This window comes from Mesorhizobium sp. BHbdii, from assembly GCF_053848045.1.
Map to the genome: position 1 here is coordinate 1 of NZ_JBSPKX010000323.1, position 397 is coordinate 397.

Here is a 397-nt window from a genome sequence, read left to right on the forward strand (position 1 = left end):
TGCCAAAACTGCAGCTGTCCTCGGTGCGAGCAATCAAGCAGTGCTTCAGGCACTGGGACCTGGCTATGTAGGGATCCTGGCTAATATCCGGCCTTTCGGTCGACCAGGTTTTCGAGCTTCTCGCCGCGCTCGAAGGCGTCCATCTGGCGCAGCATGGTTGGCGCCAGATGCATGGGATCGGAGGTCGCCGCGGCGTGCGGCGTCACGAACACTTTCGGATGGTTCCACAGCGGGCTGGTCTTCGGCAACGGCTCGACCTCGAACACGTCGAGGCTCGCCTCCTTCAGCGTGCCGTCATCCAGTGCCCGCACGATGTCGGCATCCTTCTGCAGGCGGCCACGCCCGGCGTTGATCAGCACCGAACCGCCGAGGCCGTTGCGTTTGCGCAATTCCTTCA

At 63.0% G+C, this 397-nt stretch carries 1 protein-coding gene; it reads right to left on the reverse strand.

Annotated elements, in window-relative coordinates; all coding sequences use genetic code 11:
• Window positions 1-80: 80 nt before the first annotated feature.
• Window positions 81-397 (reverse strand): NAD(P)-dependent oxidoreductase (locus tag ACWTU8_RS33255; RefSeq protein ID WP_455851432.1); only part of this gene is annotated, 317 nt, incomplete at its 5' end.